Origin of the sequence: Schaalia sp. HMT-172, assembly GCF_030644365.1 — a bacterium.
Lineage (GTDB): Bacteria > Actinomycetota > Actinomycetes > Actinomycetales > Actinomycetaceae > Pauljensenia.
Genome location: NZ_CP130058.1, coordinates 1,684,113 through 1,710,622, shown reverse-complemented (window position 1 = coordinate 1,710,622; position 26,510 = coordinate 1,684,113). Strand labels below are relative to the sequence as shown.

Sequence of the window (26,510 nt, the reverse complement as noted above, 5' to 3'; positions counted from 1 at the left end):
GGGTGTTCCTCGCAGAGCGAAGCTCAGCTCAGCGATGCTCCTCCAGCCACGAGGTGGCAAGCTCGCGTTCGCGCTCGATCACACGCCCGGCGCGTGCCACCGCTTCCTTCTCGATGCGCCCGCCCAGCAGCGGGATGCGTACCGACACGTCGCCCGTCACGTGACGCTCGGCCCCCTCACCCGAGGGGGACAGGACGGAGACGGCCCGGAACGAGACCGGGGCGCCCTCCACGGTCACCGTCGAGCGAGACCGCGCCACGGCCTCGTCCCGTTTCCACTCTTCCACGAAGGACACGCGCAGGTCGCCCTTGACAAAGCGCGACGCGGCCGAGGGGATGAGCTCGGGACGAACCGTGCCCGAGAACGTGATGCGATCGCCCTCCACGGCCACCGACGAGGAGCCTTCCACCACGAAGGACCCGAAACGACGCTCCTGGTAGCCCGGGCTCAGGAACATGGCGACGACCTCGTCGACCGAGCCCGGGTAGGTAACAGACTGGCTAAATTCCAAGGTTTTCCCTCTCTCGATATCGGCGCCGAATCGTGGCCCGGCGCTCATTTACAACCACGGGCCAGCCTTGTGGCCTCGCTCCCACTAGAGTAGAGCCATGCGTAGCCTCATGCAGTTAGCTGAAGAAGCCTCGTCGACACCGCTGTCGGAGAAGGACCTCGATTGGCTGCACCTGCTTCGAGCCGATTGGCAGGTGCTCGCCGACCTCGCAGCCGCCGACCTCGTCCTGTGGCTGCCGGCGGACGACGGCCGCTTCATCGCCGCCGCCCACTGCCGCCCCGCGACCTCCTCGACCGTCCACCTCGACGACATCATCGGCCTGCGACTGCCCGCCGCCCGTGAAGTCGACCTGCATCGCGCCATCCAGACCGGCCAGGTCGTGCGCTCGCCCGCCGCCCGCTGGGCCGGCACCTACTCGATGATGGAAACCTGCGTGCCCGTGTGCCACGACGGACGCATCATCGCCGTTGTCACCCGCGAAGAAAACCTGTCCAGCCCGCGCCTGTCCCTCGGCTTCGAAGGATGGACCACCGCCGCCGCCGACACGCTGTGCCAGATGATCGCGAACGGCGAATACCCCTACGACTCCACCCCCCAGGTGACCTCCCACGGCGTTCCTCGCGTCCTCGACGGCGCGCTCCTGCTCGACGCGGACGGGCGCGTCCAGCAGGCCACCCCCAACGCCGTGTCCTGCCTGCGACGCCTCGGCATCCGCTACGACGTCAAGGGCAAGGTGCTCGCCCAGGAAATCACCGACGTGATCGGGGATGGGACCCTCATCGACGAATCGATGGCCGTCGTCGTCATGGGCCGGGCCTCCTGGCGCGTCGAAATCTCCGCGCGCGCCTCCACCATTTCCCTGCGCGCCCTGCCCCTGGTCAACGGGCGCAAGCGACTGGGCGCCGTCATCCTGCTGCGCGACGTGTCCGAGGTGCATCGCCACGAGCAGGAACTCATGACGAAGGACGCGACGATCCGCGAAATCCACCACCGCGTCAAGAACAACCTGCAGACCGTCTCCGCGCTCCTGCGCCTGCAGTCGCGTCGCTCCAGCGAGGACGCCGTCAAGGTGGCTCTCGCCGAGGCCGAGCGCCGCGTCCAGGCCATCGCGACCGTCCACGCCGCCCTGTCCCAAAACGTCGACGAGTCCGTCGACTTCGACGAGGTTGCACGCACGATCGTGCGCATGGCGGGGGCGATCGCCTCCACTGACCACGGCGTCGAGGTCATTACGACCGGCAACTTCGGGACCATCTCCGCCGACCAGGCCCAGGCGCTGGCGACCGTCCTCAACGAACTGGTCGCCAACTCCGTCGAGCATGGCCTGGCCGACCGCGACGGGCGCATCGAGGTGAACGCGCAGCGCAAGGGGCTGTCCATGACGGTGACGGTCGCGGACGACGGGGTGGGTTTTGTTCGAGGGACCCCCATGACGGGCCTGGGCACCCAGATCGTGCAGCAGATGGTGCGCGGCGAGCTGCGCGGCTCCATCGAGTGGACCCCGCGCGAGGGCGGTGGCACCCTCGTGACGCTCTTGATTAACCTCGACGCCGCCTGACGGGCAGTGGGGCTGTGCGCACGGGGTGCGCACCTGTTGATCAATGAGCGAGGCCGGGGAACCTGAGCGGATCCCCGGCCTTGGTCGTGTGAGTGGTCGGTGCGCGTCAGCAGCCGGCGCGGCGTGCGCGCGCGGCGCGGCGCTTGAGGGAGCGGCGTTCTTCCTCGCTCATACCTCCCCAGACGCCGGCATCCTGGTTGTTGTCGATGGCCCACTTCAGGCAGATGCCCTTGACGACGCACTCGCGGCATACGGCCTTCGCTTCGGCCACCTGACGGATGGCGGGCCCCGTGTTCCCGATGGGGAAGAACAGCTCGGGGTCGACTGTCAGGCATGCTGCCTTGCTGCGCCAATCCATATGGGTCCTCCTTGCGTTACTGTGCGCTGTGGGATTTGGTCTGTTCGTCTGTCAGTGTCCACTGGCCATGTTTGTCGCGCAAGGTGGGGGTGACAGTGACGTGGAGACGTCACTATGTGTCTGGTCACGGTGTGCGAAAAAGATGGGACTTAGGTTTTAACTGACCCTGCGGTCAGTTGGATAGTTGTTAGGATATCACCCTCGCAGATGAGGCCGCAGGAGGGATTCCAGGGCTGTGTTGTAATCGATAGCGGGTACTTGTGACTAGCTCGAATGAGTGCGCGAATGACGTTCTCCGAGGGGTTGAGGGCAAGCAATCTGTGCCCGTCCCGCCGGGTGATACGAGTCCACGCGGACTCCGGGATGATCTCGTCGATGAGGGGAGGATCCCAGCCCAACGCCGCGTGCAGCGCCTCGACCGAGCAAGCGTGCGCCTCGGTGCCGACGATGATCCATGGGAGGGCGTGCTCCCATCGCGCGGGCGTGTATTCGGGTCCGATCAGGGCGGGAGCCTGTGAATTACTGACCAACGATGCAGCCTCGCTGGGGGAAGGGATGCGCCACTGGCCCCGCGTGGTTAACAAGCGCGAGCGGTGCTCCACACCCAGGGGTGGCGCCCCGATGGGCGCGGGCTCGAGGGGCACGCAGGCGAGCGCGGTCGGCTCGCCCGGACGTGCGAGGAGCGCCTGGCCCTCGCCAAGAGCGCGCAGGTCGGAGGGAAGGAGCCCCGCGTGCAGGGCCTCGTCGGCGTCCCTGGCGCGCACAAGGCGCATCGAGAACGCCCCCATGGCCGCCGTCGAGGAGGTGAAGCGTCCGCAGTAGGCGGCCACGATGACGACCCCGGCTCGTCGGGCGCGTGCTAACAACGAAGACCACAGATCCTCCGCCTGCGGGATCGACAGGGCCTGAGCGAGGCAGGCACGCAGGGCGCCGACGTCGGTCACGGCCAGGACAGATGGGCCGTGCTCGCACACGCCCTCCAGCAGAGCGATGGCGCCGAGGTCGCCCGGCGAGAGGCAGGAGCTCGCCCCGTTGACTCCCTCCTCCCCGATGACATGCAGGGGGAGGCGCCTGTTCCCGGCGATCCTGGTGGCGAGGGAATGGACCCAGCGGGCGGCTACGTCGGCCTCGTGTGCGCTGGCCTGAATCTGAATGCTGCCGCCGTCCCACAGCAGGGCAGTGTGCGCCTCGATGCCTTCGACGAGCCCGAGAGCCAGGCTGGGCCACCCCTCCTTGGCGCCGGGGTGAGAACCGGATGCGCTCAGGGCACGCCCCGCATCCTCGCCGCCGACGCCAGCCCCGGCCCGGTCGACGTCCTCCCACCCGATGACCTCGGGCAGGGCGGGAGCCCACAGAGGAGCCGAGGAGGATGGGGGCCAGCGCCGCGTGCAGTCGGCGACCACCGAGGAGACGTCGGCCATGTAGGACAGCTGGAGCGTGCCCGTGCCCGCCAGCACCGCCCGCCCGGGCACGCGCGGCAGGGCGGAGGCACGCGCGTCGCCCAGGATGTCCGTGGAATCTGCGGAGCTCACGCATCGCAGCGCCAAACGGATGTCCATGTTGGCGCGCATGCTCGCGTTGACAGCCCCCGAGGGGCGCTGCGTCGCGGCGATCAGGTGCAGTCCGAGGCTGCGCCCCTGCGCCGCCAGCCGCAGGAGGACATCCATCGAGGAGGGATGCGTGTCGGCCAGGATGCGGAACTCGTCGATTGCGACGACCAGACGAGGGGGAGGGGCCGGGACGGCCCCGGGATCGGCCTCGTGGGCGCGCTCCCAGGCCGCCAGGTCGGGCAGGGCGAGCTCACTGAGCGCGGCCTCGCGCCGCAGGAGGAGCGAGGCGATCCCGTCGAGGGCGCGTGAGGTGGCACCCGCGTCGAGGTCCGTCAGCAACGCCTGCGTGTGGGGCAGGCCGGCCAGGCGCGAGAAGGTCGACCCGCCCTTGTAGTCGATGAGGATGAAACGCACGCGCTCGGGCGAATAACAGTGGGCGATCGAGGCGAGCCAGCCCAGCAGGGCCTCCGACTTACCCGAGCCCGTGCAGCCGGCTACGAGGGCGTGCGGCCCGTCCGCGACCAGGTCAAGGGACACGGGTCCCGACTCGGCTCGCCCGATGACGACGCCGAGGCCGCCTGGGGCCCCCTGGGCGTCGCAGGGATCCCAGTCCAGGCGCGTGGGCAGCGCGTCCTGCCCATCAGGGCGCGCGACGGTCCACCACCACCGCGAGGACACGGGCTGCTCGTCGACGGCGCACACGCGCGCGCACCACGAGGGCAGGTCGGCGATGTATCGCGCGTAGCCGATGTGGAGGATGGGAGGGGCCTTCTCGTTCGTGGACGAGCGAGTACAGGCCGGGCATTGTTCCCGGTCGGTGACGTGGATGTCGATGCCCGGGGCTCCCAGGAGGACGGGTGAACGGGAGTCCCACCAGACGCGCGCCCCTCCCAGCTGGGCGGCCACCTGTCCCGCGCACCACAGCGCGCATTCGGCGCCGTGCCGTCCGACGACGCCGAGGGAGGAGGCATCCCCCGGCTGGGCGGAGGCTAGGGGCGCCAGGGTGACGCGAGAGCCTAGAGTGCGGGCCCGACCGGGCCACACGGCGGCCCGCCAGGACGCCGGGGGAGTGCCCGTGTCCGGCAGCGAAGCGAGCACGAGGGCGAGGGCCGCGCCGTCCCACCCGCGTCGGCGCCGCCGCACGCGTCTCACCCACGCGATCGCGCAGGCGCATGCGAGGAGGACGACGATGGCGGCGCCGACCCGCAGTGCCTGCGCGCCGGGGACGAGGGAGTGCAGGCGCCAGGCCATGAGCACGCCCATGACGACGATGGAGACGAAGGGGGCTCCGCGCAGGAGGGAGGACGCGGAGAAAGCTCCCCGGCCTCGTCGGTCGACGACCGGCCAGGCCACCGCGCGAGGCCGGGGCCGCACCTCCAGGACGTCGCCTCCGAGCCGCGCCCTCCGACCAACGGCCAGGCGCGCCCGCGCCCCGAGGCGCCGCCACGGACCCAGGCGTGTGCGGACCCTGACCGGCGTGGCGCCCGGGAAGGTGCGCAGGCGCGCGCGCCCATCCCGCGTGGAAAAATCGGCGTGCTCGCGTGCGACGCTCGCGCACGACAGGGGAACATCCCCGGCGCGGCCCACTACACCGGGCGCGAGAACGAGCCCGACGTCGGGCCCGTCCACGCACGCCAGGTGGAGGTCCGCTCGCAGGGCAGCTCGTGCCAGGCAACCCGAATCGCTCATGCACCAACGATCGCGCGGGCGCCTCGCGCCTTCAAGCGGCGCACACGCCCCTGTGGATAACCTGAGGCACTCCCGACACCCTGTGGATAACCTTCGTGCGGGGCTGTGTGGCTATGGCCACCTCCGCCGCCCAAGCGCCCCGCGCCCCGCGCGCTTGCGCCACGAAATGCAAGAATGGACCCCATGGCTGACTCCATGTTCGAGACGACACGCGACCGTTACAACGACCTCGTTACGCGCATCGAGGAGGCACGCGCCGCCTACTACGACCGCGATTCGCCGACCCTCTCGGACGCGGACTACGACCGCATGTATCGCGAGGTTGAGGAGATCGAGGAGAGATATCCGCAGCTGCGCGGAGCGGATTCGCCCACGATGAGCGTGGGCGGCGGCGTCGACACCGGTTTTACCGAGGTGCGCCACCTCGCTCAGATGATGTCCCTTGACGACGTGTTCTCCCTCGAGGAGCTTGCCGGGTGGGAGAACCGCATGGCCGAGGCCACCGGCATCGCCGACCTCGAGATGACGACCGAGGTGAAGGTCGATGGCCTGTCCATCAACCTTCTCTACGAGAACGGCCGCCTTGTGCGCGCCGCGACCCGAGGCGACGGCTACGTCGGCGAGGACGTCACCGCCAACGCCCGCACGATCGCGTCGATCCCGCAGACCCTCACCGGCACCGTCCCCGCGCGCATTGAGGTGCGCGGCGAGGTCTACTTCCCGGTCGCCGACTTCGCCGCCTTCAACGAGGCCCGGGTCGAGGCCGGCGAAAAGTCCTTCGTCAACGCGCGCAACGCCGCCGCCGGCTCCCTGCGCCAAAAGGACCCGGCCGAGACCGCCAAACGACCCCTCGCGATGGTCGCACACGGCATCGGCTTCGTCGAGACCGGGGATGAGTTCACGGAGCCGACCACCCAGATGGGCTGGTACGAGCAGCTGCGCGAGTGGGGCCTGCCCGTCTCGCCCTACACGCGCCTGCTGACGGGCCGCAAGGCCATCGAGGACCGCATCGCGGAGATTGGCGCGGACCGCCACGGCCTCGTCCACGAGATCGACGGCGTCGTCGTCAAGATCAACGACCTGGACCTGCAGCGTTCGCTCGGCTCGACCTCGCGCACCCCGCGTTGGGCGGCCGCCTACAAATTCCCGCCCGAGGAGGTTCACACGCGCCTGCTCGACATCCGCGTCCAGGTGGGCCGCACCGGCCGCGTGACCCCCTACGGTGTCATGGACACCGTGTTGGTCGCCGGATCGAACGTCTCGCGCGCAACCCTGCACAACGCCCAGGAGGTCGCCCGCAAGGGAGTCCTCATCGGCGACCTCGTCGTCCTGCGCAAGGCTGGCGACGTGATCCCCGAGATCGTCGCCCCCGTCGAGGACGCGCGCAACGGCTCCGAGCGCCCCTTCGTCATGCCCGAGCAGTGCCCCTCCTGCGGGACCCCCCTCGTCCAGGAGAAGGAAGGCGACGTCGACCTGCGATGCCCCAACAAGGGCGCGTGCCCCGCGCAGATCACCGAGCGCCTCGCCCACGTGGGCGCGCGCAGCGCCCTGGACGTGGAGGGCCTCGGCGACGAATCCGCGCTCGCCATGACTCAGCCCGAAAACGACCGCGACGAGGTGGCAGCCGCCCTGGTTGCCGGACACAGCGTCACCCTGGAGGACGGAACCGTCCTCACCCTTGAGGGCGGCCGCGAGCTGCCTCACGGGGAGCAGATCACCCGCGCCGAGGAGCTCCTGCCAGCCCCGCAGGCCCCCGCCCTGCGCACCGAGGCCGCGCTCTTTGACCTGCGCGCGCAGGATCTGCGCGACGTCATGGTGTGGAAACCCGTCAAGAAGAAGGGCGAGGAAACCGGGGATTGGAAGCAGGTCCGCTACTTCTGGACGAAGGCCTACAAGCCCCGCAAGCTGCGCGGCCAGACCGTTTTCGAGCCCATCGAGCCCAGCGCCTCCAAGGGCACCGAGAAGATGCTCGCCGAGCTGGACAAGGCCAAGAGCCAGCCCGTCGCGCGCGTCCTCGTCGCCCTGTCCATCCGCCATGTCGGCCCCACGGCGGCACGAGCGCTCGCGGACACCTTCCGCTCGATGGATGCCCTGCGCGCCGCATCGGTCGAGGAACTGTCCGCGGTCGAGGGTGTGGGCGAGGAAATCGGCCGCTCCCTGCGCGACTGGTTTACCGTCGATTGGCACCTGGAAGTGCTCGAGGCGTGGGCGCGCGCGGGCGTGCGCATGGCCGACGAGGCGCCCGAGCCGGCCTCGGACGTGCTCGCGGGCCTCACCATCGTGGTGTCGGGCGCGATGCCCGGATACGACCGCGAGGGCGCCAAGGAAGCGATTACGTCGCGCGGCGGCAAGGCGGCGGGCTCGGTCTCGAAGAAGACCTCGCTCGTGGTCGCCGGTCCGGGCGCGGGATCGAAGGCCGCCAAGGCCGAGGCCCTGGGCGTCCCCGTCATCACGGAAGCGCAGTTTGCCGACCTCCTCGAGGGGGGCCTGGCGGCCGTCGGCCTGTAACGAGGCCGGGGCTCAGACGAGGGGTTCCAAGGGGCCCAGCAGCACTTCGCCGACGCGGGTGAGAGTCGAGCGCTTCTCCCACTCGTCGATCGTCAGGCGGCGGGCCGTCGTCAGGTCGTTCGCGAAAATCTCCTCCATGCGCGCGGCCAGCGGGCGCGAGAAGAACTGCAGGCAGACCTCGTAGTTGCCTCGCATCGACAGGCGGTCGATGTTCGCCGTGCCGATCGTCGACCAACGCCCGTCCACCGTCATCGTCTTCGAGTGCACCATCGCGTGACGGTACAGCCAGATTTCCACGCCCTCGCGCAGCAGCTCGCCGTAGTAGGGGCGCGCCACCCAGTCCGCCAGGATGTGGTTGGAATACTCGGGAATCAGCACCTGGACGCGCACGCCGCGGCGGGCGGCGGCGATCAGAGAGCCGAGGACCTCGCGGTCGGGAATGAAATACGCCGTCGTGATGAGCACGCGGTTCGTCGCGCGCTCGATCGCGTCGATGTACATGCCGCGGATCGGGTACAGCAGGTTGTGTGGCAGGTTGAACTGCGCGGTCACGTCCGCGCTCCACGCGCGCGCCCCCTGATCGGGCAGCTCCGGACAGGTTGCGGGGCGGAAGTGATTCCAGAAGTCGACGAAGCCGTTTTCCAGCTCCCACACGGCCTCGCCCGTGATGCGCACGTGGGTGTCGCGCCACTCGTTCGCGAACGGATCGCCGATGTTGTAGCCGCCCACGAAGCCGACCTCGCCGTCGACCACGAGAATCTTGCGGTGATCCTGGCCCGTGCGGCGAATGTTCAGGGTGAAGAAGCCCGAGCGCAGCGTCGGGAACTTGCGCACGTGCAGATTCGGTAGCGTGGGGAACTTGTAGAAGCGCGGATCCTGGTTGAGGACACCGAAGCCGTCCCACACGCAGAACACCTCGACGCCGCGCTGCGCGGCGGCGATCAGCGCGTCCTTGAAGCGCTGGCCCCAGCGGTCCGAGCGCCAAATGAAAGTCTCGAAATAAATGTGATGCGTTGCCCCTTCGATGGCCTCCAGCATGTCCGCGTACAGGGAGGTTCCCTCCGTGTACGTGCGCGCCACCGTGTCGCCGATCTGCGTGTCGGCGGGAGGCAGGGTGGGGAAACCGTGCACGCCACCGGGGATACGGGCGGTGCGCATGCGGTCGATCGCATGCACGGTCACGACTGCGGCCGCTTGGGCGGCGAGCAGAGCGATTCCCGCTTTTTTGACGATCGACCACGTCTGCCTGGTGAGTTGGCGTCGCTGTGAAAAGGCCATACGGGTAGGATGCCACACATGTCACGCATTAGTACTGACGAGGTCGCCCGCGTTGCGGGCCTGGCCCACATCGCATTGACCGACGAGGAAATCACGCGCTTCGCGGGTGAGCTCGACGCGATCGCCGACGCCGTCTCCAAGGTGTCCGAGGTCGCCACCCCCGAGGTTCCCGCCACGTCCCACCCGATTCCGCTCACCAACGTGTGGCGCGAGGACGTGGTGGGGCAGACCGTGGACCGCGACGAGGTGCTCGCCCAGGCGCCCGCCGCCCAGGACGGCATGTTCCTGGTTCCGCAGATCCTAGGGGAGGACTGATGAACGAGCTGCTGAAGAAGAGCGCCCTCGAGCTGGCGGACATGCTGGCCGCCGGCCAGATCACCTCCGTCGAGCTGACTCAGGCGTGCCTGGACCGCATCGACGCGATCGACGACCGCGTCAACGCATTCATCACCGTCGACCGCGAGGGCGCCCTGGCGACCGCCGCCGACGTGGACGCGCGCCGCGCGGCGGGGGAAACCCTGCATCGCCTGGCGGGCGTGCCGATCGCCGTCAAGGACAACGTGGTGACGCGGGGACTGCGCACCACCTGCGCCTCGAAGATCCTGGGCGACTGGGAGCCTCCCTACGACGCGACCGTCACCGCCAAGATCAAGGAAGCCGGCCTGCCCATCGTCGGCAAGACCAACATGGATGAGTTCGCCATGGGCTCCTCCACCGAGCACTCCGCCTTCGGCGCGACCAAGAATCCGTGGGACACCGAGCGTATCCCCGGCGGCTCTGGCGGCGGCTCCGCCGCCGCTGTCGCGGCCTACATGGTGCCCCTGGCCCTCGGTTCCGATACGGGCGGCTCGATCCGCCAGCCCGCGTTCGTGACCGGCACGGTCGGCGCCAAGCCCACCTACGGCGCGGTGTCACGTTACGGCCTGGTGGCCATGGCCTCGTCCCTGGACCAGATCGGCCCCGTCACCCGCACGGTTGCCGACGCGGCCGCCCTGACCGAGCTGATCGGCGGCTACGACCCCCACGATTCGACCTCCCTGAACGAGCCGGTTCCCGCGCTCACGCAGGCCGTCGAGTCCGTCGCCGCGGAAGGCTCCATGAAGGGCCTGAAGGTCGGCGTCGTCAAGGAGCTGAGCGGCGAGGGCTACCAGCAGGACGTCATCGACGCCTTCAACGCCACCGTCGAGAAGCTGCGCGAGGCAGGCGCCGAGATCGTCGAGGTCTCCTGCCCGCACCTGGAGTACTCGCTGGGCGCCTACTACCTGATCATGCCCGCTGAGGTCTCCTCGAACCTGGCCCGCTTCGACGGCATGCGCTACGGCATCCGCGTCGAGCCCACCGAGGGCCCCGTGACTGCCGAGCGCGTCATGGCCGCCACCCGTGAGGCCGGCTTCGGCGACGAGGTCAAGCGCCGCATCATCCTGGGCACGCACGTCCTCTCGGCCGGCTACTACGACGCCTACTACGGCAGCGCCCAGAAGGTGCGCACGCTCATCCAGCGCGACTTCGACGCGGTGTTCGAGCAGGTCGACGTCCTCGTGTCGCCCACGGCCCCCGAGACGGCCTTCAAGTTCGGCGAGAAGACCTCCGACCCGCTGGCCATGTACCTCTACGACGTCGCCACGATCCCCGCGAACCTGGCGGGCATCCCCGGCGTGAACGTGCCCAACGCGGTGTCCTCGCAGGGCCTGCCCATCGGCTTCCAGGTGCTGGCCCCCGCGCGCGGCGACCTGGTCATGTACAAGGTGGCTTCCCTCGTGGAAGCCCTCAGCGACGACGTCGCGGGTCAGTGCCCCGCAGCTAACTGGGAGGAAAAGTGATGACTGAGCTCATGGATTACGACGAGGCGGCCCGCCGCTTCGACCCGGTTCTCGGCATTGAGGTGCACGTCGAGCTGGGCACGAAGACCAAGATGTTCGACGCCGCCCCCAACGCCTTTGGTGGTGACCCGAACACCTACGTGACCCCCGTGTCGCTGGGCCTGCCCGGCTCCCTGCCGGTCGTCAACCACAAGGCCGTCGAGTACGCCATCAAGATCGGCCTGGCCCTGAACTGCGAGATCGCGCAGTACTGCCGTTTCGCGCGTAAGAACTACTTCTACCCGGACCTGACGAAGGCCTTCCAGACCTCCCAGTCCGACGAGCCGATCGCGCACGACGGCTACGTGGACGTCGAGCTCGAGGACGGCACCATGTTCCGCGTGGAGATTGAGCGCGCGCACATGGAGGAGGACGCGGGCAAGAACACGCACATTGGTGGCGCTGACGGCCGCATCCAGGGCGCGGACCACTCGCTCGTGGACTACAACCGTGCGGGCGTGCCGCTCGTGGAGATCGTGACCCGTCCGATTCGTGGCGCCGGCGAGCGCGCCCCCGAGGTGGCCGCCGCCTACGTGCAGGCCCTGCGCGACATCTTCCGTGCCCTCGACGTGTCCGAGGCCCGCATGGAGCGCGGCAACGTGCGCGCCGACATCAACGTGTCGCTGCGCCCGACGCCGGAGTCCCCGCTGGGCACTCGTACCGAGACGAAGAACGTGAACTCCTTCCGCGGCATCGCCTCGGCCGTGCGCTACGAGATGCAGCGCCAGGCCCAGATCCTGTCCGAGGGCGGCACGATCCTGCAGGAGACCCGCCACTACCACGAGGAGGACGGCTCGACGTCGTCCGGCCGCGAGAAGTCGGATTCCGAGGACTACCGCTACTTCCCCGAGCCCGACCTGGTGCCGATCCGCCCGGATCGGGCGTGGGTGGAGGAGTTGCGCGCCTCGCTGCCCGAGCTGCCCGTCGCCAAGCGCCGCCGCCTGCGCTCCGAGTGGGGGTACGCGGACATGGAGATGCGCGACGTCATCAACGCTGGTGCCCTCGAGCTCATCGAGGCCACGGTTGCCGCGGGCTGCGATCCCGCCTCCGCCCGCAAGTGGTGGATGGGTGAGATCTCGCGCCGCGCCAAGGAACGCGAGGTGTCCCTCGACGAGGCCGGGGTCAGCCCCGCTCAGGTCGCTGAGCTCCAGGGTCTCATCGACGCGGGCCGCATTAACGACAAGCTGGCGCGTCAGGCCCTCGAGGGCGTCCTCGCGGGCGAAGGCGACCCGACGCAGGTCGTCGAAGCCCGAGGCCTCGAGGTCGTCTCCGACGACGGCGCCCTGACGGCGGCCGTCCAGGAGGCCCTGGACGCCAATCCCGACATCGTCGCCAAGATCAAGGGCGGCAAGGTCCAGGCGGCCGGCGCCCTCGTCGGCGCCGTCATGAAGGCCACCCGCGGGCAGGCAGACGCCGCCCGCGTGCGTGAGCTCATCATGGAGATGGTCGGCGCCTGAGGCATCCGCACTCCCGTTGGGGGGCCGGGATCGCATGCGATCCCGGCCCCTCGTCGTACCCTGACCGTGCGTTCGCGCCCCCGCGCGCGTCCCCGAGAGCGTGCCCCGGCCTCGTCCCTCACCGCGCGTTCGCGCCTCCGCACGCGTTGCCGAGAGCGTGCCCCGGCCTCGTCCCTCACCGCGCGCACATGTCCACGTTGTGGCCTTCCCCTACCGAAGCACCACCAACTGTCCTTAGGATGAACGGCAGAGGACAGCCAGGCCGCCTGGCCGAGCGCCCAACGAAAGGATAGACATGCGCACTTCGCCGTCGTACACCGCCTCCTACCGTATCGAGGTGGACGAGAAGACCACCTCGATCGCGTCCATCGTCGACGTAGTCTCCGCAACCGGAGCGGAGATTAAGGGTCTGGACGTGGCCGACTCTGACCGCGGGCGCATCATCATCGACCTCACCTGCGACATGCGCGACTCCGAACACCGCCGCGAGGTGCGCGACGCGATCAACGCGCTGCCCGGCGTGGTCGCCGACTCGGTCTCCGACCAGACCTTCATGAGCCACATCGGCGGCAAGGTGGAGATCCACTCCAAGGTGCCGCTGCGCAACCGTGACGACCTCTCGCGCGCCTACACTCCCGGCGTGGCCCGCGTGTGTACCGCCATCCACGACATGCCCCAGAAGGCGCACCTGCTGACCATGAAGGCCAACACGGTCGCCGTCGTCTCCGACGGCACCGCCGTCCTGGGCCTGGGCGACATCGGTCCCGAGGCCGCCCTGCCCGTCATGGAGGGCAAGGCCGTCCTGTTCAAGGAATTCGGCGGCGTCGACGCATGGCCCGTCGTCCTGGACACCAAGGACACCGAAGAGATCATCTCGATCGTCAAGGCCATCGCCCCCGCCTACGGCGGCATCAACCTCGAGGACATCTCCGCGCCCCGCTGCTTCGAAATCGAAGAGCGCCTGCGCTCCGAGCTCGACATCCCCGTCTTCCACGACGACCAGCACGGCACCGCCATCGTCGTCCTCTCCGCGCTCATCAACGCGCTGAAGATCGTGAACAAGAAGATCGAAGACGTGCGCATCGTCGTCTCCGGCGTCGGCGCTGCCGGCAACGCGATCATCCGCCTGCTGCTCGCCCAAGGCGCCCGCGACATCATCGGCTGTGGCCGTGACGGCGCGCTGTCCGGCGACGCCACCGAAGGCATGCACCCCTCCCGGAAGGCCCTCGCTGAGGCGACCAACCCGCGCCACGTCCACGGTTCCCTCAAGGAAGTCCTCAAGGGTGCCGACGTCTTCATCGGTGTCTCGTCCGGCAACATCCTTGAGCCCTCTGACATTGAGACCATGGCCGAGAACGCCATCGTCTTCGCCCTGGCGAACCCCACGCCCGAGGTTGACCCGATCGGCGCCGGCAAGTATGCGGCCGTTGTCGCCACCGGACGAAGCGACTACCCGAACCAGATCAACAACGTGTTGGCCTTCCCGGGTCTCTTCCGCGGCCTTCTGGACGCCAAGGTCAAGGAGATCACGACCGAGGTTCTGCGCGTTGCCGCTGTGGCTATCGCGTCCGTCATCTCCGAGGACGAGCTGAGCCCGTCCTACATCATCCCCGGCGCCTTCGATAAGCGGGTTGCCCCCGCCGTGTCCAAGGCCGTGCGTCGCGCCGTGCGCGACCTTCCGACCGTGGATATCCCGGTTCAGCCCGACATGGATGTGAACTGAGAGTCATTTTGGATCGTTTGCGGGTCCAATCGCGCTGGTGAGGCGCGGTTGGACCCGCTCGTTTTATCCCGAGGCCGGGGCAAGAAAGTTGAATTGATGGAGAGTTTTCGTTGTGTTTGGTGGGTTTGTGGGTTGTGTGTTGGGGGTCACGTTGTTTTGGGTTGACTTTTGTGTGGGGGGTGAGTAGATTATTCACCTGTCGCCGCGAGCTTGTGAGTGAGTTTGTGGTGGTGGTTCACTGCTCGGGTGGCTGGGTTTTGGCCTGGTTGTTTGGGTGTGTGGGTGTTGTTTGTGAACTCGATAGTGTGTTTGTTTGTTTTGTTTATGCCTGTTTTTTGTTTTTGAGTGTTTTTGGTTGGGATTGCTGGCCGGGCTTTGTGTTTGGTTGGTTTTTCTGGGCTTTAACGTTTTTGTTTTTGTTCGGAGAGTTTGATCCTGGCTCAGGACGAACGCTGGCGGCGTGCTTAACACATGCAAGTCGAACGCTGAAGACCTGGCTTTTGTTGGGTTGGATGAGTGGCGAACGGGTGAGTAACACGTGAGTAACCTGCCCCCTTCTTTGGGATAACGCCCGGAAACGGGTGCTAATACTGGATATTCACTGGCCTTCGCATGGGGGTTGGTGGAAAGGTTTTTTCTGGTGGGGGATGGGCTCGCGGCCTATCAGCTTGTTGGTGGGGTGATGGCCTACCAAGGCTTTGACGGGTAGCCGGCCTGAGAGGGTGACCGGTCACATTGGGACTGAGATACGGCCCAGACTCCTACGGGAGGCAGCAGTGGGGAATATTGCACAATGGGCGAAAGCCTGATGCAGCGACGCCGCGTGAGGGATGGAGGCCTTCGGGTTGTAAACCTCTTTCGCTCATGGTCAAGCCGCAACTTGGGTTGTGGTGAGGGTAGTGGGTAAAGAAGCGCCGGCTAACTACGTGCCAGCAGCCGCGGTAATACGTAGGGCGCGAGCGTTGTCCGGAATTATTGGGCGTAAAGGGCTTGTAGGCGGTTGGTCGCGTCTGCCGTGAAATCCTCTGGCTTAACTGGGGGCGTGCGGTGGGTACGGGCTGACTTGAGTGCGGTAGGGGAGACTGGAACTCCTGGTGTAGCGGTGGAATGCGCAGATATCAGGAAGAACACCGGTGGCGAAGGCGGGTCTCTGGGCCGTTACTGACGCTGAGGAGCGAAAGCGTGGGGAGCGAACAGGATTAGATACCCTGGTAGTCCACGCTGTAAACGTTGGGCACTAGGTGTGGGGGCCACCCGTGGTTTCTGCGCCGTAGCTAACGCTTTAAGTGCCCCGCCTGGGGAGTACGGCCGCAAGGCTAAAACTCAAAGGAATTGACGGGGGCCCGCACAAGCGGCGGAGCATGCGGATTAATTCGATGCAACGCGAAGAACCTTACCAAGGCTTGACATGCACGGCGGCACTGCAGAGATGTGGTGGCATTTAGTTGGTCGTGTGCAGGTGGTGCATGGTTGTCGTCAGCTCGTGTCGTGAGATGTTGGGTTAAGTCCCGCAACGAGCGCAACCCTTGCCCTATGTTGCCAGCACGTGATGGTGGGGACTCGTGGGGGACTGCCGGGGTTAACTCGGAGGAAGGTGGGGATGACGTCAAATCATCATGCCCCTTATGTCTTGGGCTTCACGCATGCTACAATGGTTGGTACAGAGGGTTGCGAAATCGTGAGGTGGAGCGAATCCCTTAAAGCCAGTCTCAGTTCGGATTGGGGTCTGCAACTCGACCCCATGAAGGTGGAGTCGCTAGTAATCGCAGATCAGCAACGCTGCGGTGAATACGTTCTCGGGCCTTGTACACACCGCCCGTCACGTCACGAAAGTTGGTAACACCCGAAGCCCATGGCCTAACCACGTTGGTGGGGGGAGTGGTCGAAGGTGGGATTGGCGATTGGGACGAAGTCGTAACAAGGTAGCCGTACCGGAAGGTGCGGCTGGATCACCTCCTTTCTAGGGAGCCCAGTTTTGTGGGGAACAGTTAGTGTGTCTGCCCGTTGTGGTGGGTGTTCTGGTTGTTTTCTTGTGCCTGCATGTGTTTACTGCCCCGGTAGTGGGGTGGTGGGTGTGGGTGCGTTTTTGGGTTGGGCATAAGCGTTTGATAGCAGATGAGCACACTGTCGGGTTCACGTTCAACACCGTGTGAGCGTCTACTGCCCTGGTGGGTGGTGGTTGCCTGCGCAGCCGGCCGGTGGCCTGTGTGTTGTTGGTGTGGGTTGTGTGTGGTGGGTTGTTTGTGATTTGTATAGTGGTTGCGAGCATATTTGTTCTGTACTGTTCTTTGTGTTTTGTTTAGTTTTGTTGGGCATTCGGTGGATGCCTTGGCATCAAGAGCTGATGAAGGACGTTGCGGCCTGCGATATGCCTCGGGGAGCTGGCGAGCGAGCGTTATTATCCGAGGGTGTCCGAATGGGGGAACCTAACCTGGGTTGTGCTGGGTTACCATCATCTGAACGTGTATAGGGTGGTGGGGGGAACGCGGGGAAGTGAAACATCTCAGTACCCGTAGGAGAAGATATTCCGTGAGTAGTGGCGAGCGAAAGCGGAGGAGGCTAAACCAGATGCGTGTGATAGGCGGCGGCCGTTGCGTGTTTGGTGTTGTGGGGCCATGTTGGATCCTTCTGCCGGGGGGTCGCACCGCGTGTTGTTGGGAGTTGAACAGTCTGGGATGGCTGACCGTAGAGCGTGATAGTCGTGTAGGTGGACCGGTGGTGTGTGGTGTGGATGTGGTGCCCGAGTAGTGCGGGACTCGTGAAATCTCGTGTGAATCTGCCAAGACCACTTGGTAAGCCTAAATACTACTTGATGACCGATAGTGCATAGTACCGTGAGGGAATGGTGAAAAGTACCCCGGGAGGGGAGTGAAATAGTACCTGAAACCGTGTGCCTGTAAGCCGTCAGAGCCTTGTGGGGTGATGGCGTGCCTTTTGAAGAATGAGCCTGCGAGTTAGTGATACGTGGCGTGCTTAACCCGTGTGGGGTATGCGTAGCGAAAGCGAGTCTGAAAGATGGCGTTTGTCGCGTGTTCTAGACCCGAAGCGGGGTGATCTACCCATGGTCAGGTTGAAGCAGAGGTAAGACTGTGTGGAGGACCGAACCCACCAGGGTTGAAAACCTGGGGGATGAACTGTGGGTAGGGGTGAAAGGCCAATCAAACTCCGTGATAGCTGGTTCTCCCCGAAATGCATTTAGGTGCAGCGTTGCGTGGTCCCTGGTGGAGGTAGAGCTACTGGATGGCCGATGGGCCCTGTGGGTTACTGACGTCAGCCAAACTCCGAATGCCATTAGGTGTAGCGTGGCAGTGAGACTGCGGGGGATAAGCTTCGTAGTCGAGAGGGAAACAGCCCAGATCATCAGCTAAGGCCCCTAAGCGTGCGCTAAGTGGGAAAGGATGTGGAGTCGCGGTGACAACCAGGAGGTTGGCTTAGAAGCAGCCATCCTTGAAAGAGTGCGTAATAGCTCACTGGTCAAGTGGTTCTGCGCCGACAATGTAGCGGGGCTCAAGCGTACCGCCGAAGCTGTGGCAGCAACACGCGTGCTGGCGCCAGGAACTGGATTGTTGGTGTGTTGTTGGGTAGGGGAGCGTCCTGCATGAGGTGAAGCCTGGAGGTGACTTCTGGTGGATTGTGTGGGAGTGAGAATGCAGGCATGAGTAACGAATCTGCGGTGAGAATCCGCAGCGCCGATTGACTAAGGGTTCCAGGGCTAGGTTTATCCGCCCTGGGTTAGTCGGGTCCTAAGGCGAGGCCGACAGGCGTAGTCGATGGACAACCAGTTGATATTCTGGTACCGCGTTGTGACCGTCCATGCTGAAGTCATTGTGCTAACCAATTTGCTCACACCACCACGTAACCTTCGGGTTTGTTGGTGTGTGTGGGTCTTGGGGTCCCGGTGATTGTAGGCAAGCGTGTTAACAGGGGTGACGCAGACAGGTAGCTGCAGTGCGCCGATGGTTGTGCGTATTTAAGGTTGTGGCCCGTCCCTCAGGTAAATCCGGGGGGCATGAAGGGTGAGAACTGATGAGGGTGACACGATAGTGTTGTCTTGTGGTGATCCTATGCTGCCGAGAAAAGCCTCGACGTGAGGGCATGACGCGCCCGTACCCTAAACCGACTCAGGTGGTCAGGTAGAGTATACCGAGGCGTTCGAGTGAATCGTGGTTAAGGAACTCGGCAAAATTCCTCCGTAACTTCGGGATAAGGAGGACCCCGTGACTTCCCCGCGCCAAGCGCGTGGGTGGGGTTGTGGGGTCGCAGAGAATAGGGAGAAGCGACTGTTTATCAAAAACACAGGTGCGTGCGAAGCCGTAAGGCGATGTATACGCACTGACGCCTGCCCGGTGCTGGAAGGTTAAGAGGAACTGTTAACACCCCCCGGGGTGTGAAGCGGTGAATTTAAGCCCCAGTAAACGGCGGTGGTAACTATAACCATCCTAAGGTAGCGAAATTCCTTGTCGGGTAAGTTCCGACCTGCACGAATGGCGTAACGACTTCTCCGCTGTCTCAACCGCGAACTCGGTGAAATTGCAGTACGAGTAAAGATGCTCGTTTCGCGCAGAAGGACGGAAAGACCCCGGGACCTTTACTATAGCTTGGTATTGGTGTTCGCTTGGACTTGTGTAGGATAGGTGGGAGACTGTGAAGCTGCCGCGCCAGCGGTGGTGGAGTCGTCGTTGAAATACCATTCTGGTTCAAGCGGTCACCTCAACCTTGGCCCGTGATCCGGGTTGGGGACAGTGCCTGGTGGGTAGTTTAACTGGGGCGGTTGCCTCCTAAAATGTAACGGAGGCGCTCAAAGGTTCCCTCAGCCTGGTTGGTAATCAGGTGGCGAGTGCAAGTGTACAAGGGAGCTTGACTGTGAGACCGACGGGTCGAGCAGGTGCGAAAGCAGGAACTAGTGATCCGGCCATGGCACGTGGGTGCGTGGTCGCTCAACGGATAAAAGGTACCCCGGGGATAACAGGCTGATCTTGCCCAAGAGTCCATATCGACGGCATGGTTTGGCACCTCGATGTCGGCTCGTCGCATCCTGGGGCTGGAGTTGGTCCCAAGGGTTGGGCTGTTCGCCCATTAAAGCGGTACGCGAGCTGGGTTCAGAACGTCGTGAGACAGTTCGGTCCCTATCCTCTGTGCGCGTAGGAAATTTGAGAAGGGCCGTCCCTAGTACGAGAGGACCGGGATGGACGAACCTCTGGTGTGCCAGTTGTACCGCCAGGTGCATGGCTGGTTGGCTACGTTCGGAAGGGATAACCGCTGAAAGCATCTAAGCGGGAAGCCTGCTTCAAGATGAGGTTTCCGCGCCCCCCTGTGGGGTGAGAGGCCCCCGCTAGACTAGCGGGTTGATAGGCCAGAGGTGGAAGCACCGCGAGGTGCTCGTGAGCCGACTGGTACTAATGGGCCAACACTAAACAAACACCCACACAATACGTGCGGGTAACAAGAACAACGGACAACAACACTGCCGCAACCACTATACAAATCACGATCAACCCACACCCCCCAAACACACAGCCCGGGGGGACAGTGTTGAACACCAGTCTTGTGGTGGTCATAGCACCGGGGAAACGCCCAGCAACATTCCGAACCTGGAAGCTAAGCCCGGCAGCGCCAATGGTACTGCAACCGACAGGTTGTGGGAGAGTAGGACACCGCCACAACACAACCAAATGGGAGGGACGGCACGCCACACGGCGTGCCGTCCCTCTCGTTTCACACCCCCACCACCCCTAACGACCGACATACACCCAAAACCCCACCCAACGAACACACCAGCCTCAGCGGCAAATCCCCCTTGAATACGAACCACACCAAGCCGCCTGGACAAGCGACCGCATCAACAAAGCGTCAACAACTTGCCACAACCCCAGCACCCCTTCGTTGAACCCATCTACACCCCACTCGACCCGCCCCTCACCCCCCCTAGCGCGTCCAAGCCGTGGGGTTAGGCTTGTGTTGTTGACACTTCGTTAAGCGGGTGTGTGTGCCTGCGGAGAGTGAGGTGCCTGTTATGGGAACTCGTCGTCGTTTTACGCCGGAGTATCGTCGTGATGTCGCGTCTCTGGTGTTGGATACGGGGTCTTCGATCGCGTCTGTGGCCCGGGATTTAGGGCTGGGTGAATCGGTGGTGGGCCGGTGGGTCAAACTCGAGCGCGAGCGGCGTCAAGCCGTGCGTGAGGGTCGTCCTGATCCACGCGAGATGGAAGCTGAGATCACTGCTTTGCGCCGGAGGGTGCGCGAGCTGGAGAAGGAGAACGAGTTCTTGGGAAAAGCCAGCGCCTTCTTCGCGTCTGGGCACCAAAACACCAGCGCTTTGAACTGATGGACGCGCAGAAGGCTTCCTACTCAATCACCTTGATGGCCAACGTTCTAGGGGTCACGCGAGCAGGCTATTACGCCTGGAAAAACCGTGCACCCCAGCGGGGCAAGCGCGCATCGGCGCGTCGGCGTTTGGATGAGGCGGTGGCCTGGGAACACGAGGTGTCGGGCGGCACGTATGGGGCTCCTCGCATCCGCCATGCTCTGGCGCGCGCGGGCGTGGATGTGGGGGTGCGTGCGGTCGCCGCGTCGATGCGCCGCCAGGGCCTGACAGGCCTGAACACGCACCCACGCCCAGCCCGGCGCGGCGGACGGGGACCTGTGGCCCATGAGGACCACTGCGCCCGCCAGTGGGACCAAGGCGCCCTGGACCGGGTGTGGATCACGGATTTGACCTACCTGCGGTGCGCCCAAGGCTGGGTCTACCTGTGCGCCGTGCGTGATGCGCACTCGCGTAGAGTCCTGGGATACGCCATGGGTGAGCAGCAAAGCACCGACCTGGTCATCACCGCGCTCGACATGGCCGCCACCACCCGTGGCGGCTTCCCCACTGGGGTCGTGCTCCACGCTGATCGGGGAACACAGTTCACCTCCGAGAAGCTGGCAGCCTACATGCGCGCCGTGAAAGGAAGAGTGTCGATGGGGCGGGCCGGAGTGTGCTGGGATAACGCCATGGCCGAATCCTTTTGGGCCACCCTCAAAACCGAGTACTACTACCGGCGTACCTTCACCACCCGCGACCAGGTCTACACCGGGGTCGCCACCTGGATCGAAGACTTCTACAACCGCCGCCGCATCCACACCAGCCTGGGCGGCAAATCCCCCATCGAATACGAACTACACCAAGCGGCCTGGACAAAAGCCGCATAAACAAACCGTCAACAACTTGCGCACAACCCCACCGGCAACCACCGTCCACCGTGCGCGTGGGGGATGCTTGCGGCCGTTGGTTATGGTGCGACACACCAACGGACTTATGTCGCCCACATTTTGCCTCTTGGCATGGGATGCTAGAGGCATGGTCACTTCTGCACATCCGCGAGGGTCGCACCGCCACGGGGGGCGCGACGAGGTCCTCGCCCAGCGCATGGCGGCGCACGACCGTCTTGCCCATCAATCCCAGGTAGTCCTGCGTCTCGGACAGATGTTGCTGTCCTTCGGCGCGAGTGCGTATCGCGTGAAAAAGTCCATGGCGGACGTCGCGCGCGCCGTCGGTATCTCCGAGCATCGCGCACAGGTCACGTATACGGAAATCATCACGACCGCCTACGCGAACGGGACCTTCCGCACGGAGTTGGCGGAGCAGCGCCTCATGGGCGTCAACGCGGACAAGATCGACCGCATCAACAACTATGTGGCGTCGCTGAACGGTAAGTCGGTTCGCGTTGAAGACGTTTCCGACGAGCTCGACAGGATCGCGAAGGTGCCCGGCCTGTACGACTGGTTCTCTAACGCGCTCGCATCGGGTCTGGCCTGTGCGGCGTTCGCTTTCCTCAACGGTGGGGGATGGGTCGAGTGCTCCGCCGTGGCGGTGGCCTCGTTCTTTGGGCAGGCGCTGCGTCGTCAGATGCTGGTTCGCCACATGAACCACTTCGGCGTGTGGATGGCATGCGGTGCTCTTGCTGCGATGATCTATATCCTGTTGGTGGCTCCGGCTCAGCAGTTCCTTGGCATCGAATCGACCCACCAGGCCGGTTTTATTTCTGCACTGCTCTTCCTGGTGCCTGGCTTCCCGCTTGTGACAGGATTGATCGACCTGGTCCGACAGGACTTCGAGGGAGGCATCGGGCGCCTCGTGTACGTTGCGATGCTCGTTGCGTCCGCCGGCGTCGCGGTCTGGGCGATCTCCGCGGCGTTCGGTTGGTCTGTTACTCCCGAGTATGGTGTCGAGCTGACGCCGTGGCTGCACTACCTGTTGCGCTTCCTGACGAGTTTCGTTGCGGCATACGGGTTCGCGATGCTCTTTAATTCGCCGCAGCGCGTGTGCGCGACCGCAGCCATCATCGGCGCCGTGATCAACACTGCCCGAATCGCCCTGCACCTGCAGCTGGGCTTGCCTGCTCCGGCTGCCGTCGGCTTGGCAGCGCTTGCTGCCGGTCTACTCGCGGTGTTCGTTGCGCGCAGGACGCGTTTCTCGCGCGTGACGCTGTCCGTGCCCGCCGTCGTCATCATGATTCCCGGTGTCCCCTTGTACCGAGCGCTCACGTACCTGAATAATCAGCAGATCGACGATGCTCTCGCAGCCCTTTTCACCGTGATGTTTACGATCGTCGCCATTGGTATGGGCCTGGCGCTCTCGCGTATGCTCACGGATAAGAACTGGCTCATGGAGAAGCAGGAGCGGGTTCCTAATCTGTGGGAGTTCGAAGAGGAGGACGCATGAAGTTCGAGATCGAGGCGGGCGTGAATCCGCCGGCGTTTGAGTTCGAGTACGAGATCAGCCGCGATGAGATTTGCGCCGTTGGCCGCAACATTGCGATCGTGTGCGCGGCTGCGGTGATTACACGGGTTCTTGTCGCGCTCATCCAACGCTGATTGGTCGTTCATTGACGAGGCCGTGGCCGGGAAACCGGTCGCGGCCTCGTGTCGTTGGGGGTTCAGGTTGTGCGCTGCCAGGTGTCCGGCGTCGCTTATGGCATCGTATGGTGACCGGGCGCCATGCGGCGCGCCTGCCGGGTCATTGGACACAACGTTTTGGTCGCGGCTCGGTCTCTGGCATCGTCGAGGGAGGATGCCTGCGCTCGGACGCCCGCGCCGCAGCGCCTCAGACTGGATCAACCCCATCGAGAGGATTGCACCTCATCGGGGTATTCAACCCGTTTGGGGGCATTCGACCCGTGAGGCGAGATTCAACCTGATCGAGAGCATTGCGCCCGATCAGAACGGGTTGAATGATCACCGATGGGGTGTTTCACCTGATCGGCAGCAAGCGTCGTCGCGGACCTGGCCACCCGTGTCCCTGCCCCGGTTCTTTCGGCGACTCCTTTCTGGCGTTTATCTGCGCCCGCCCTACCCGCGCCTGTGCAGCAAGGCCCCGTTGGCGACGCCCGACAGGCGTTTATCGGCGCCCCGCCGGGCTGCCCTGCACTGGTGAGGGAGCATGGCGCCAGTGAGGGAGCGTGACGCCGGGGGTCATGGTGGGGGTTTTGCAGCATTAGGAGCCTTGCTTCGGCGTGTCGGCGGCGTGTCGCGCCTCTATTGGTGCAATTCCCCCCGTTTGGTGGCGGTGAGGTCGCGGTTCGGGGTGGTGAGGTCGTGGTTCGGGGTGGTGAGGTCGCGGTTCGGGGTGGTGTGGCGCCCGAAGTGCAGACCACCTCGGCGACAAACGCCGACAATGGGGTGTCGTGGGCGAGGTGGTCTGCGTTGTGGGCAAAACTGTCTCGGACATGGTGTGTTGTTCGCACGCGAACCTGCTAGTGCGTGCGCTAACCGGCTCTTCGCATGTAAGGGTGTGGGAGGTGTCGGAGTGGGCCGGGGTGCAGGTGGTGGCGTGGGCGGCGTGCTCGTCCTGCCACCAGTAGGGCCCAGCTGCGCATGGAGGGGTGCGGCGGTGAGTGGTTCGGTGTGCCAGTTCCGCGTTTGTTCTTGTATGTTGGGGCACTGCACCCGATCCGTAGGCAACGCACCTCTTCTGTTCGGGTGCAGCGCCACATAACGGGTGCAGTGCCCCATATCGGGTGCAGTGCCCCATATCGGGTGCAGTGCCCCATATCGGGCTCTTCCGAGTTGAGTGTGGGTGACCGGGTGTTGGTCGGGGGTTGCGGGTAGAGGTCGAGGTCCTTGATGATGAGCGGACTTCAACCCCCGCGATCTTCAAAGGACCTCGACAATGTCTCACCCTACCTGCTGCTGCTCTGTGTCGCTTGATCGTTGTGATCGGTGTGATCTGCTCGTCGGTTTGGAGGGCTTCCATCTGATGAGCGTGGCTCGCACCCCAGATGCTCTGGTGCTCGATGTTGAGTCGTGCAACCAGCTGGCGGGGTGCCCGGGTTGTGGGGTGATTGCTCAAGGTCACGGGCGTGTGGTGGTGGAGGTGATCGACGCGCCCTGGGCAGGGGTTCCAGTACGGATCCGGTGGTTTAAGCGACGCTGGATATGCCGCGAAACCACCTGCCAGATCGCGACCTTTAGCGAGCAGAACCACTCGATGTGCGCACCTCGGGCGCGTCTGGGTGTGCGGGCGATCCGCTGGGCGATCCGACAGTTGCGCTTCGAGGGAGCCACTATCGCTGGCCTGGCCCGCCAGTTAGGAACCACGTGGAACACCGTGTGGTCCCATATCAAGCCGCGTCTGCAAGCCGCATCTGAGGACCCCGCCCGCTTCGCAGGGGTGCAGGTATTGGGGGTTGACGAGCACGTATGGCATCACCAGGACCGACGCCGACGGGGCCCCCGTGAGCTCACCGGCATCGTGGACCTGACGCGAGGGGAGGATCATCCCACGGCCCGCTTGTTGGACCTGGTCCCGGGAAGGTCTGGCACCGTGTACAAGAACTGGCTGGCCGAGCGCGGCGAAGACTTCCGCACGGGAGTGCGAATCGCGACGCTGGATCCCTTCCAGGGATATAAGAACGCCATCGATGACCAGCTCCAAGACGCAACCAGCGTGCTGGACGCCTTCCATATCGTCAAGCTCGCTGGCGACGCTCTCGATGAGGTACGCCGCCGCGTCCAGCAAGACACCCTGGGTCACCGCGGACGCAAGGGGGATCCCCTCTATCAGATCCGCAATCTTTTGCGTGCCTCGCGTGATCGGCTCACGAAGCGTCAAAAGGAACGACTCCGTGAGGCCTTCGTGGCAGATGAGGCGCATATCAGTGTTGAAGTCGCCTACCTGCTCACCCAGCAAGTCCGCGAGGTCTTCCACCAAGCCACACCCGCCCAAGGCCGACACCTGGCCACACGCCTTATTGAGCGCCTACCAAGGTGTCCCATCCCCGAAATCGCTCGCCTGGGTCGGACCCTACGCACGTGGAAGGATGCCTTCTTGGCCTACTTCGATACCGGCGGAGCCAGCAACGGCCCGACTGAAGCAATCAACGGAATCATCGAACTAGGCAGACGCACCGCCAGAGGCTACCGCAACCCCACCAACTACCAACTCCGAATGCTCCTCATCGCAGGAGGCCTAGACGCCTCCACCCACACTCAACTCTGAAGAGCCCCATATCGGGTGCAGTGCCCCATATCGGGTGCAGTGCCCCATATCGGGTGCAGTGCCCCATATCGGGTGCAGTGCCCCCGTGCTTGTGGCGGTTGTGGCGGTTGTGGCGGCTGTCGGGGTTGTGGGGGTCTTCTGGGCTTGCGTTGTCTCCTGCTTGGGGCACTTCGTGGTGCCTTTGTGGCGTCTCATGTTGTGGTTCCTTAGAAATGTTGCATGCAATTCCCCCACACGTATTTCAAACATTGAAATCGCACCGTTGGAATTGCAACGTTTTCGGGCGCTGCAGAAAGTTCGGGTACCCGAATTGCATGCGAGTTTTGGTTGATGAGGCGCCCAAGGTGAACTCCTGTGTTCGGTCGTCGTCCCACGACACTGTCCACGACCCCCGGGACGCTTCGACCACCCCCACACCCCACAATGCGAAGAGCCCGTAAACCCGCTATTCCGTGTCTGGGCGGGGCTGCCCACGCGCATCTCATCGGGCCCACGCGTTCGCCCGCACATCAGGCACGTGGGGGCATTCACGCCCCCGAT

General features: G+C 64.7%; 14 protein-coding genes, 3 rRNA genes and 1 pseudogene. 14 read left to right on the top strand and 4 right to left on the bottom strand.

Annotated elements, in window-relative coordinates; all coding sequences use genetic code 11:
- Positions 1-28: 28 nt before the first annotated feature.
- Positions 29-511, bottom strand: coding sequence for a DUF2505 domain-containing protein (locus QU663_RS07155; RefSeq protein WP_034482015.1), 483 nt, complete (start codon positions 509-511; stop codon positions 29-31).
- A gap of 97 nt (positions 512-608) precedes the next feature.
- Between QU663_RS07155 and QU663_RS07150 the strand changes: the two genes are divergently transcribed.
- On the top strand, positions 609-2,069 hold the full coding sequence (locus QU663_RS07150; RefSeq protein WP_021612546.1) for a sensor histidine kinase: 1,461 nt from the start codon (positions 609-611) through the stop codon (positions 2,067-2,069).
- 106 nt (positions 2,070-2,175) lie between these two features.
- Here QU663_RS07150 and QU663_RS07145 read toward each other — a convergent pair whose 3' ends face one another.
- Both QU663_RS07145 and QU663_RS07140 read right to left on the bottom strand, forming a co-directional pair.
- Entirely contained in the window at positions 2,176-2,427 is a 252-nt protein-coding gene (locus tag QU663_RS07145; RefSeq protein ID WP_021612547.1) for a WhiB family transcriptional regulator, read from the bottom strand.
- Between the two features lie 149 nt (positions 2,428-2,576).
- Positions 2,577-5,666, bottom strand: a complete 3,090-nt coding sequence (locus QU663_RS07140) for an FtsK/SpoIIIE domain-containing protein (RefSeq protein WP_304990533.1) — start codon at positions 5,664-5,666, stop codon at positions 2,577-2,579.
- A 174-nt stretch (positions 5,667-5,840) separates the two neighbouring features.
- Here QU663_RS07140 and ligA point away from each other — a divergent pair, with 174 nt between their 5' ends.
- Positions 5,841-8,174 carry an NAD-dependent DNA ligase LigA gene (ligA, locus tag QU663_RS07135; protein WP_021612178.1) on the top strand — a complete coding sequence of 778 codons (2,334 nt, stop codon included), beginning with the start codon at positions 5,841-5,843 and terminating at the stop codon, positions 8,172-8,174.
- Between the two features lie 12 nt (positions 8,175-8,186).
- On the opposite strand, the gene QU663_RS07130 is transcribed toward ligA, so the two are convergent.
- Positions 8,187-9,452 carry a phosphatidylserine/phosphatidylglycerophosphate/cardiolipin synthase family protein gene (locus QU663_RS07130; protein WP_009056904.1) on the bottom strand — a complete coding sequence of 422 codons (1,266 nt, stop codon included), beginning with the start codon at positions 9,450-9,452 and terminating at the stop codon, positions 8,187-8,189.
- 18 nt (positions 9,453-9,470) lie between these two features.
- On the opposite strand from QU663_RS07130, the gene gatC reads away from it, so the two are divergent.
- The 12 genes and pseudogenes from gatC to QU663_RS07070 all read left to right on the top strand — a co-directional run bounded on the left by gatC (position 9,471) and on the right by QU663_RS07070 (position 25,970).
- Positions 9,471-9,767 carry an Asp-tRNA(Asn)/Glu-tRNA(Gln) amidotransferase subunit GatC gene (gatC, locus tag QU663_RS07125; protein ID WP_009056911.1) on the top strand — a complete coding sequence of 99 codons (297 nt, stop codon included), beginning with the start codon at positions 9,471-9,473 and terminating at the stop codon, positions 9,765-9,767.
- Positions 9,767-11,272 (top strand): Asp-tRNA(Asn)/Glu-tRNA(Gln) amidotransferase subunit GatA, encoded by a 1,506-nt coding sequence (gene gatA / locus QU663_RS07120; RefSeq protein ID WP_021612179.1) that lies wholly within the window; start codon positions 9,767-9,769, stop codon positions 11,270-11,272. Before gatC ends, gatA begins: the two co-directional genes overlap by 1 nt.
- The gene (gatB, locus tag QU663_RS07115; RefSeq protein ID WP_021612180.1) at positions 11,272-12,768 is read left to right on the top strand and encodes an Asp-tRNA(Asn)/Glu-tRNA(Gln) amidotransferase subunit GatB; all 1,497 of its coding nucleotides are present in this window, start codon (positions 11,272-11,274) and stop codon (positions 12,766-12,768) included. Before gatA ends, gatB begins: the two co-directional genes overlap by 1 nt.
- Positions 12,769-13,063: 295 nt before the next feature.
- Positions 13,064-14,491: an NAD-dependent malic enzyme gene (locus QU663_RS07110; RefSeq protein ID WP_021612182.1), complete on the top strand. Its 1,428-nt coding sequence runs from the start codon at positions 13,064-13,066 to the stop codon at positions 14,489-14,491.
- 417 nt (positions 14,492-14,908) lie between these two features.
- Positions 14,909-16,451: ribosomal RNA gene (locus QU663_RS07105) — 16S ribosomal RNA — on the top strand.
- Positions 16,452-16,787: 336 nt separating this feature from the next.
- Positions 16,788-19,910 (top strand): 23S ribosomal RNA (locus tag QU663_RS07100).
- Between the two features lie 127 nt (positions 19,911-20,037).
- Positions 20,038-20,154, top strand: a 5S ribosomal RNA gene (rrf, locus tag QU663_RS07095).
- The 16S, 23S and 5S rRNA genes sit together here, the layout of an rRNA operon.
- A 350-nt stretch (positions 20,155-20,504) precedes the next feature.
- Complete coding sequence (locus QU663_RS07090) at positions 20,505-20,816, top strand: transposase (protein ID WP_304990532.1); 312 nt, start codon at positions 20,505-20,507, stop codon at positions 20,814-20,816.
- A pseudogene (locus QU663_RS07085) lies at positions 20,807-21,682 on the top strand (IS3 family transposase); the annotation flags it as partial. The gene QU663_RS07090 and the pseudogene QU663_RS07085, both read left to right, overlap by 10 nt.
- A gap of 217 nt (positions 21,683-21,899) precedes the next feature.
- Positions 21,900-23,195, top strand: a complete 1,296-nt coding sequence (locus QU663_RS07080) for a threonine/serine exporter ThrE family protein (protein WP_034480967.1) — start codon at positions 21,900-21,902, stop codon at positions 23,193-23,195.
- On the top strand, positions 23,192-23,347 hold the full coding sequence (locus QU663_RS07075; RefSeq protein WP_021611577.1) for a hypothetical protein: 156 nt from the start codon (positions 23,192-23,194) through the stop codon (positions 23,345-23,347). Before QU663_RS07080 ends, QU663_RS07075 begins: the two co-directional genes overlap by 4 nt.
- 1,294 nt (positions 23,348-24,641) lie before the next feature.
- Positions 24,642-25,970: an ISL3 family transposase gene (locus QU663_RS07070; protein ID WP_304990531.1), complete on the top strand. Its 1,329-nt coding sequence runs from the start codon at positions 24,642-24,644 to the stop codon at positions 25,968-25,970.
- Positions 25,971-26,510 lie beyond the last annotated feature (540 nt).

What these genes read in the sequence shown, in the direction of transcription:
- gatC (WP_009056911.1), top strand. Translation starts at nt 9,471, where the DNA reads ATGTCACGCATTAGTACTGACGAGGTCGCCCGCGTTGCGGGCCTGGCC.
- QU663_RS07090 (WP_304990532.1), top strand. Translation starts at nt 20,505, where the DNA reads ATGGGAACTCGTCGTCGTTTTACGCCGGAGTATCGTCGTGATGTCGCG.
- QU663_RS07130 (WP_009056904.1), bottom strand. Translation starts at nt 9,452, where the DNA reads ATGGCCTTTTCACAGCGACGCCAACTCACCAGGCAGACGTGGTCGATC.
- QU663_RS07110 (WP_021612182.1), top strand. Translation starts at nt 13,064, where the DNA reads ATGCGCACTTCGCCGTCGTACACCGCCTCCTACCGTATCGAGGTGGAC.
- QU663_RS07145 (WP_021612547.1), bottom strand. Translation starts at nt 2,427, where the DNA reads ATGGATTGGCGCAGCAAGGCAGCATGCCTGACAGTCGACCCCGAGCTG.
- gatB (WP_021612180.1), top strand. Translation starts at nt 11,272, where the DNA reads ATGACTGAGCTCATGGATTACGACGAGGCGGCCCGCCGCTTCGACCCG.
- ligA (WP_021612178.1), top strand. Translation starts at nt 5,841, where the DNA reads ATGGACCCCATGGCTGACTCCATGTTCGAGACGACACGCGACCGTTAC.
- QU663_RS07075 (WP_021611577.1), top strand. Translation starts at nt 23,192, where the DNA reads ATGAAGTTCGAGATCGAGGCGGGCGTGAATCCGCCGGCGTTTGAGTTC.
- QU663_RS07140 (WP_304990533.1), bottom strand. Translation starts at nt 5,666, where the DNA reads ATGAGCGATTCGGGTTGCCTGGCACGAGCTGCCCTGCGAGCGGACCTC.
- QU663_RS07070 (WP_304990531.1), top strand. Translation starts at nt 24,642, where the DNA reads ATGTCTCACCCTACCTGCTGCTGCTCTGTGTCGCTTGATCGTTGTGAT.
- QU663_RS07150 (WP_021612546.1), top strand. Translation starts at nt 609, where the DNA reads ATGCGTAGCCTCATGCAGTTAGCTGAAGAAGCCTCGTCGACACCGCTG.
- gatA (WP_021612179.1), top strand. Translation starts at nt 9,767, where the DNA reads ATGAACGAGCTGCTGAAGAAGAGCGCCCTCGAGCTGGCGGACATGCTG.
- QU663_RS07080 (WP_034480967.1), top strand. Translation starts at nt 21,900, where the DNA reads ATGGCGGCGCACGACCGTCTTGCCCATCAATCCCAGGTAGTCCTGCGT.